Origin of the sequence: Methylobacter svalbardensis (assembly GCF_037671525.1) — a bacterium.
Classification (GTDB): domain Bacteria; phylum Pseudomonadota; class Gammaproteobacteria; order Methylococcales; family Methylomonadaceae; genus Methylobacter_A; species Methylobacter_A svalbardensis.
Map to the genome: position 1 here is coordinate 1 of NZ_JAWPOH010000204.1, position 642 is coordinate 642.

Below are 642 nucleotides of genomic sequence, written 5' to 3' on the forward strand. Positions count from 1 at the left end.
TCCAGCCATAAAACGACGCCGCCGACCGCTACGCTGAGAAACAGCCAGCCCAGAAACAGCCGGAGCAGGATTTTCCGGTGAATAAACTGATTCGCAGCAAGCGCTGCTCTCGAATCAATCCTACTGTTCATCGATATTGCGATCTTTATTTTTCGGCAGACGGCAAAATCCTTGTGCTGGTAAATCCAGGGCGCTGTTAAATTTGCTGGATAAATTCTGGAAGGCAATAAGCCCGGTGAGTTCGACTATTTCATCTTCGTTGAAGTATTCATGCAGGCGTTGAGACAAATCATCATCGACCTGCCGGTCGGTATAAGTTATAGCCTCGACATACTCCAGGACAAGCCTTTCCTTGTTATCGAACAACTCGCTTTCTTGCCATTGTTCAAGAGCCTCCACCTTATTCATGGAGCCCGTTCTTTTTGCCAACACGGCGGAGTTTATATCGATACAAAAACGGCAGCCGTTTATTTGCGACACTCTGACCGTAACCAAGGATCGCAGAACCGGATTGATAGGGCTGCTTTTTCTGTCCAGCGCCCCATAGAGCAGGGCTATTGCTGCAAACAAACTGGGGACTCTGGCCCAAATCAATGCAGGCTTAAGAATCTGTCCGTATTTTCTTTTCTGATTCCAAAAAAA

The 642-nt window shown here is 47.4% G+C and carries 1 protein-coding gene; it reads right to left on the bottom strand.

What is annotated here, in order from left to right:
- Window positions 1-120: 120 nt before the first annotated feature.
- Window positions 121-642: carboxymuconolactone decarboxylase family protein (locus tag RW114_RS20855; RefSeq protein ID WP_340124639.1), on the bottom strand; the 522-nt coding region annotated here is incomplete at its 5' end.